The 6,898-nt window shown below is 63.4% G+C and carries 5 protein-coding genes; 1 reads left to right on the plus strand and 4 read right to left on the minus strand.

Features of this window, described 5'->3' with window-relative positions:
* The first annotated feature begins 150 nt into the window (after window positions 1-150).
* Window positions 151-1,254: a tetratricopeptide repeat protein gene (locus VHD36_17310; GenBank protein HVU89086.1), complete on the plus strand. Its 1,104-nt coding sequence runs from the start codon at window positions 151-153 to the stop codon at window positions 1,252-1,254.
* Between the two features lie 55 nt (window positions 1,255-1,309).
* Here the strand turns inward: VHD36_17310 and VHD36_17315 are convergent, their stop codons facing one another.
* From VHD36_17315 to VHD36_17330, 4 genes are all read right to left on the minus strand, one after another.
* Entirely contained in the window at window positions 1,310-3,607 is a 2,298-nt protein-coding gene (locus VHD36_17315; GenBank protein HVU89087.1) for a redoxin domain-containing protein, read from the minus strand.
* Between the two features lie 210 nt (window positions 3,608-3,817).
* On the minus strand, window positions 3,818-4,204 hold the full coding sequence (locus VHD36_17320) for a hypothetical protein (GenBank protein ID HVU89088.1): 387 nt from the start codon (window positions 4,202-4,204) through the stop codon (window positions 3,818-3,820).
* Between the two features lie 53 nt (window positions 4,205-4,257).
* Window positions 4,258-5,115, minus strand: a complete 858-nt coding sequence (locus VHD36_17325) for a cyclase family protein (GenBank protein ID HVU89089.1) — start codon at window positions 5,113-5,115, stop codon at window positions 4,258-4,260.
* A 138-nt stretch (window positions 5,116-5,253) separates the two neighbouring features.
* Window positions 5,254-6,576, minus strand: coding sequence for a formylmethanofuran dehydrogenase subunit B (locus VHD36_17330; GenBank protein ID HVU89090.1), 1,323 nt, complete (start codon window positions 6,574-6,576; stop codon window positions 5,254-5,256).
* Window positions 6,577-6,898: the final 322 nt, after the last annotated feature.

Raw genomic sequence — 6,898 nt, forward strand, 5'->3', positions numbered from 1 at the left:
GTCGGCCGATCAATATTGCGACACCGCGAGAGCGTTCTCCTCGGAATAACTGCGATGGTTTACCAAATCTTCAAGCGTCGAGTGCGACGTTCTGAATGTGTGCGACGCCGCACCGCTGGGCCGTTATGTGCCTTGTCGATCGCTCTCGCCATGGCCGGTTTCAGCCTCGTTGGCTGCGTCAGCCCGAAGCCGGGCGACGCAGACTACGGGCAGCAACCCACCGGGTTGGCGGCGCTCAGCCCCAGCGCCATCGGGCAATCGGTCAGCAAGTCGGTAAAGGCGGGCACGGATAAAGTCAGCCAATCGCTGAAGCCCAAGCCCAAATCCGAGGAAGTCGCCAAGCGCGATTCCGCGGGCGGCTGGTGGCCGGTGAAAAAGAAGGATCCACCGCCAACCCCCGAGTTCTTCGTGGCGCTGGCGCGCGTCCACGAGCAAACCGGCGAACATGACATGGCCGCGGCGCAATACGAGAAGGCGCTCGCACTGGACAAGAATCACCTGGACGCCTTGGTAAGCTATGCCCACATGCTTGATGGGCAAGGCCAGAAGGTGAAAGCAACGGAATATTATGTCCGCGCGGTGAAGGCCCACCCGCAGGATGCGTCGGCGGCGAACGATTTGGGCCTGTGCTACGCACGTCAGGGGAAATACGAGTTAGCGCTCGAATACCTGGATAAGGCCGTTTCGCTGCAGCCCGATCGTGAACTGTATCGCAACAACATTGCCACGGTCCTGGTCGAAATCGGCCGCCCGGACGAAGCCGTGCAACAGATCGCGGCCGTTTATGGCGAGCCGATCGCGCATTACAACGTGGGCGTATTGTTGAACCACCAGCGCAGGCCTGAGCAGGCGATCCGGCAATTCGCCATCGCGATTCAGCAGGATCCGGCGATGGAGGAAGCCCGCGAGTGGCTGGACCGGCTCAACGCCGAAGCCCCGCGCGAACAGTTGGCAAGCGCGCAGATGGTCGAAGACGAGTCGGTCGAGAGCTCGGTTCGCCCGGCCGCGCAGACCGAGCGAATTGATGGCGAGCGAGCGGACGCCAAATCGAGCCGCCGTGGCTCTCGCGTGGCCGCACTTCCGAAGCAAGGCGCCGCCTCGCGGCAGGAAGCCTACGTTCCACCCAAGCCGGTCGATTCGCCGGCGCAGCAACCCACGGCCCAGGCCAGCGAGCCTGCGGCCGTCACGCCGGCGGTCGACATGCAGACCATCCCTGCGTCGCCGTCGGGCTATGTCCCGCCCAGCCGGTACTAATTTAGCGGGCAGAGGGCAGTAGGCAGACGGCAGTGAAGAGACGATTCACCGTCGATCAGGGTGCGCCGATCTTCTTGCTGACATCCGTCAGGAACGCGACGGCGGCCGGCGGGAACGCCTCCTTCTCTTTGCTCCAATAGCTGACGACGGCCGGCGCTCCGTTAACCGTGATCGGCACATGGATGCTCGATCCGAGCGCTCGGCGCATGGCGGCCATGTCCGCCCCGGCGTCCGGCAGCGCCGCATTCGTGACCAGCTTGCCCCCTTCGATATAACGGGCCAGCGTCGCATCAGCGGCGGCAAAAGTCCGGTCGCCACGGCCTAACGGGTAGTCAAGGACCGCCGGCTGTGCCACGGCCAGGAAGTGAACTTTGCCGTCGTCGATCTTGCTGACGCACACGCGGTCGACCTGCGGCAGCTCGCGGTTCAAGCGGTCGAGAAATTTCTCCATCGCCGCGTCCGACTTGAGCGATCCCTCGGCCGCGCGCGACAAGATTTTGCTCAGCTTCGGCGGATTCGCTCCCAGCATGGCCACGAACCGGGCCGCACGCGTCTGGTCGGGGCTGACATCGCTGGGATAGACGTCATCGGTCTCGGTAAACCAGCCGATCATCATCTCTTCCCAGGTCTGGTCGCCCCACGAGACCGACGAATTGGGATCGGGATTCGCCAGGTTCGTATCCGAATTGTCGAAATGTGCCAGGCATTGCATCTCGGTGCCGGCCGGCACGAACTTCGGCGTCTCGAGCAGGTACGTCACCTGCCAATTGAAATCGTAGTGCGGCACGTTGAGGATCGTCTCGACCTTGCCGTCGGGATACTTCAAGTCGTAGCGGAACGATTTGCCGCGCAGGTGCATGTGCGGCGTCAGGTTGATCAGCATCGCGTCTTTGCCGAACTTATGCGCCGACTTCACCGGGTAATTGTCGGCTTGCGCCGGAATCGTAAACGACGGATTGATCGCCATCTGCACGTCGACGGCCCGGGTCACTTCCTCGGGCTTGGCAAAGTAGAAGCCCACGCACGTGCGGTCCTGCTGCGGGCTGCCATTGGGCGTGTAGTGCATCTGGAACAGAAGCTTGGTGCCTGCCTTCACCAGCGTGGCAGCGCCTTCCGGCCCGGTGGCCGGCGGAGTGCCGGGCGCGGCTCCCGCGATCAAGCGGACGGAATTATCGCCGAGCCCGGGTTGAATCCCGGTGCCCAGCGGACCATGGCGCTGGGCCAGCGGGTTCGAGGGGTCGATGGCGAACACAAAAATATGATGCACCACGGAGCGGTTGCCAAGCAGGCACTCGTTCGACTTGATCCAATGATCCTCGGTCCAGCCAGGATCGGCCATGAAATACTCGTACTCAACCGTGCCTTCGGCCGGAATGTCGTACGGCTTGTCATTCATATAGACGACCTGGTCCGGCTTGCCGAGCTGCCAGGTTTCGGGATATTCGATCGGCGCCGGCACGTCGGCCGGATTGCCTTCGGGCGCGCCGGCCTTCACCCAGGCGTACAACGTCTCTTTGTCCGCGTCGCTCATGCTGCGATCGTTGTGGAATTTGCCGATCTTGGGATCGGCGTGCCACGGGGGCATGCGCTGGTCACGCACGACTTCCTCGATCATGTCGGCCCAGCCCGAGACTTCTTCGTAATTGGTCAGCGCAAAGGGGGCGATCTGACCCGGGCGATGGCATTCGACGCAATTCTTCTGCAGAATGCGCGCGACCTGTTTGCTGTAGGTAACCGCGGACTTGGAATCCGGCTCGCGCACGCGGCCGATCAGGCAGCCCGGCGTTTCGCTGCGCGGCTGGCTGATGGTTTTGCCGGCCAAGAGCTCGTCAAGGGCCGTCACAAGGTGGCGGTGACGAACCTTCGCCTGGGCGTATGCTGAGCTATTGCCCAGACCGTATTGATCGTCGATGCGGCCGGCGTAGCGCACCACGCGATCCTTGTCGAGCAGGAACACCTCGGGCGTGCGCCGAGCACCGAATTGGTCGGCGATCGTGTTGCCCACGTCCTTCAGAATGGGAAACGTGACGCCGTGAACGCGGGCGTAATTGGCAATCTCGGCGATCGAGTCCTGCCGGTTCGAGTCGATGGCGATGAACGCGACCCCCTGCGACTTGTACTCGGCGGCCAATTCTTCCAGGCGCGGGCCGTACATCTTGGCCAGCGGACATTCCGTGCCCAGAAAGGCCACGACGATCGCCTTGCTGTCGGCGAATTCGGCCAGCGAGGTTTCACGACCGCGATAGTCGCGCGCCTTGAAATCTTTCACTTCCTTGCCAATCGGCGAATCAGCCGCAGTGACCGTTGTGGCCGCCAAAAGTGCCAGGCACGCAACGAACGAAGACAGTCGCATCGCGAAATCTCCTGTGAGGGCGCGTAACAACCGCGCCGGCAAGATGAAGAACGCCGGACGCGGCCTGTTTGTGTCAACTTGTTACCGCCAGCCCGACCGATCGGCCGGACATTGCCACCGGCTAAGATAACCCAAACCGCAGCGAATGGCGAGTTCGGATTTTGTGAATCACCGGAAAGGGCAGGGGAGGGGCCGCCCGCGGAGATACCCCTAGGGATACGAAAACCGCTCGCCCGCCGTGCTCGGCAAATCGGTCGAGATCGGCACATTGTCGTGGCGGAGCCAGCCGACGTATTCGGCCGACGGGGGATCGGGCGGAATGTGCGATGGGTAAACCGGTTCGCCAAAGCGGCCTTTTCCCAAAAACTGCCCGTCCACTAATCGTGGCCCGTCGATTTCCTGACGGCGAAAGCATTGTCCGTCGGGCAGGAACCATTCTTGCATGCCGCGGGCCACAAGTTGCCCGCGCCAATTGCGCTGCACGTGAAAGCGGGCCGCCAGCGTCCCGTCATCGCGCAATAGGTCGATAACTTGCGGCCGCAGCCACCAGCCCAGGGCCGCCGCCAAAAGCGCGATCGCGAAAAGCACGGTGCGCATTCGAAATCGTACGAGAGGCATGCCGATACTCGCCAACCCGGCCGTCGCTGACATCACTTTTGCGGGACCAGCGCCACGATGCGCAAAGGGCCACCGCTCCCCCCCGCGATTTTCATCGGCAGTGCGACAACGGTAAAGCCGGTCGCAGGCAGTTCCGCCAGGTCGGCCACGTTTTCAAAGGCCGGAGTATTGTGAGAGCAGAGAACCACATGCGTGGCGAAGTTGGGCGATTGCCCGCGATCGATGCTCGCCGTGTCGATGGCGATGGCCCGGATATGGCGCTTCTCGACCAGCCACGTGGCGGCCGCGGGATCGATGCCCGGAAAGTGCAGCTTGGCGACCGCTTCCTTGCCGGTTTCGGCGGTGCCCAGGTACTTCGCGCGATCGGGCCAGAACTGCGCCCAGCCGGTGCGGACGAGTACGATCCGTTCGTCGAGCCGGCGCCGGTGGCGCTCTTCCCAGGCTTCAAAATCGGCAATCGTCACCAGGTAATCTGCGTCCTGCCGGCAAGCGCCCGAAACATCAATCAGCGCGCCGGGCCCCATCAATCGATCAAGCGGTACCTGATCGACGGTGTGTGCATCCTTACTGAAGTGAATCGGCGCGTCGATGTGCGTTCCGCTGTGCTCGGCGGTGCGAAAACGATTGGCGCTGTAGAACCAGCCGCCGGGTGTCACGCCGAACGGACCACGCTCGAGATGAAACGGGATCTCGGTCGGCCAATAGACGTTCTGCTCGTCGAAGCGATGCGTGAGATCGACGGCGCGCACTTTCTGGTCGAGGACAACCGTCGATTCAGCGGCGGTGTCGTTCGCACGGTCCGACGCGCGCTGGCCCGCGCCTCCGGAGAGCCGGGTTCCGGCAAATAACAAAAGGGCGCCTAATGACGCGAAGCCGGCAACTCGTAGCATGTTGTCCCTCGCCAAGAAACGCCCTTCTTGCGCACTCTGGCGCCGGCCATATCTCGCCGCGCGGCGCGTACAGAAGTGTACGTCACGCGATTCGCTGTACAAACGCCGACAAGAAGGTGGCGTTTTTCGCCCAGCGCATCAGACGCGGCGGGATCGCTCTTTGGCAACCAACGGCCGGCCGTAACGCCGGAGCTGCTTGATCCGCGCTTCGAGCGCCGCGAGGATCTCGACGTCGCTTGGGTACGGCGCTGAAACAAGAGATCGTGCCGGCAGCGGCACGTCGTCCGTGCGGTACATCGTGCCGGCGGCACTGAGCCCTGGCGGCGCAGTGCGAAAGACGATTTGCGCGTAAGGGAAGGCAGCCTCGCCATGATCGAGCACGACCGTCGGAATCGCGGCCAGGTGCGCGCGGGCCGCGTCTGGCAAGTCGTACACGAGCTCGCCGCCGACGACTAACGCCGCGTCCGGCTCGCCACACGACAGCACCTCGGCCGCGGTGAACTCGCCGAGTGCGAAGCGCGGATATCCTCGCGACAGGTTCACGCCGAACGGATAACCGGTGGCCCACAAGAGCGCCTCGTCGGCGCCCGCTACGTTTCCACGTCCGCGCATCGGCAGGCAGACGAATCGCGTGAAGACGTTCATGTCGCGCACCAGCGCCATCACGGCGTCGGCGTTCACATAACGGCCACGCGTAGCGCCGAGCCCTGCGCCGTAAAACACTACGCCGAACCGGGCCTGCTTCATCCGCTCCAGCAAGCCTTGCCAAGCTGCCAGTTCGACTCCAGTCGTGGCGGCCACCTGTTCCGCATCAAGAGGAACCTGCTGCGCGAGCGCGCGGAGAACCCACAGCGCCTCGAAATCGGCCCCTGGCTTGATCTCGAGAAACAAGTCGGCGGCCGCGGCGGTTTCAGTTTTCCGCACGTCGACCACCACGCAGGTGCGGTCCGCGCGCCCACCGGGCACAAACATGCCAGGCGGCAGCAGGCTGTATCGCTCGGCGTGCCGCGGATGGGAAACCGCCGGGTCGGTGCCCCAGAAGATGACCAGGTCGCCACGATGGCGTACTTCGCCCAGGGTGCAGGTCACCTCGCCGACGCCCGCGAACGAAGTGCCCGACAGTCCGTGATGGATGCTCGTCACCGAATCGACGCAGCCGCCGAGCCAATCGGCGATGGCGATGGCCACGCGTTGCGCTTCGCACGTGGCATGGCTGAGTCCGAACACAAGCGGGTAGCGCGCGCCGGCCAGGAGTTGCGCAGCATCTTCGATGGCCTGCTCAACAGGAACGGTTTCGCCAGCCTTGGTGGCCACCGGCAGCGCGGAAGGCCCGCGCAGAAACCATTCGCGTCCCAAGGGGCAGGCATGCTCCGCCGCGACGATCTGGCGGCCATCGACGGTGACCTCAATATCGTCGCACAGGCAGCCGCACGCGGTGCAAACCGCGTCGGAAATTTGCATCGGCATCTCCTCAATTCTTCCGGCCATTAAACGCCCGATCGGAACGAGCGCCAAGTGATGGTGAACCGATGCGGGCGAAGATGACGAGCAAACGCCGAAGACACCTCGCGTCGGTTATGGGTGATTAATGTGTGCAGGCTTTCTCCCGCGCGCCGCGAATCCCTCTCCCTTCGGGAGAGGGCCAATACTGTTCGGCACGCTTTTTGCGCCATGGGTGGGTGTGTTATTTGTTGAAGCCATCTCAACCGAGGGAGGGCTTGCAATGACACGGAGGTCGACGCCGGCGGTGGTTGCGGGGAAGTTGCAGGGTTTCAAGTATTTC

The organism is Pirellulales bacterium (genome assembly GCA_035546535.1).
Classification (GTDB): domain Bacteria; phylum Planctomycetota; class Planctomycetia; order Pirellulales; family JACPPG01; genus JACPPG01.

Bases quoted from the DNA above. Each gene is read 5' to 3' on its own strand.
- VHD36_17310 (HVU89086.1), top strand. From the start codon at position 151: ATGGCCGGTTTCAGCCTCGTTGGCTGCGTCAGCCCGAAGCCGGGCGAC.
- VHD36_17315 (HVU89087.1), bottom strand. From the start codon at position 3,607: ATGCGACTGTCTTCGTTCGTTGCGTGCCTGGCACTTTTGGCGGCCACA.
- VHD36_17320 (HVU89088.1), bottom strand. From the start codon at position 4,204: ATGCGCACCGTGCTTTTCGCGATCGCGCTTTTGGCGGCGGCCCTGGGC.
- VHD36_17325 (HVU89089.1), bottom strand. From the start codon at position 5,115: ATGCTACGAGTTGCCGGCTTCGCGTCATTAGGCGCCCTTTTGTTATTT.
- VHD36_17330 (HVU89090.1), bottom strand. From the start codon at position 6,576: ATGCAAATTTCCGACGCGGTTTGCACCGCGTGCGGCTGCCTGTGCGAC.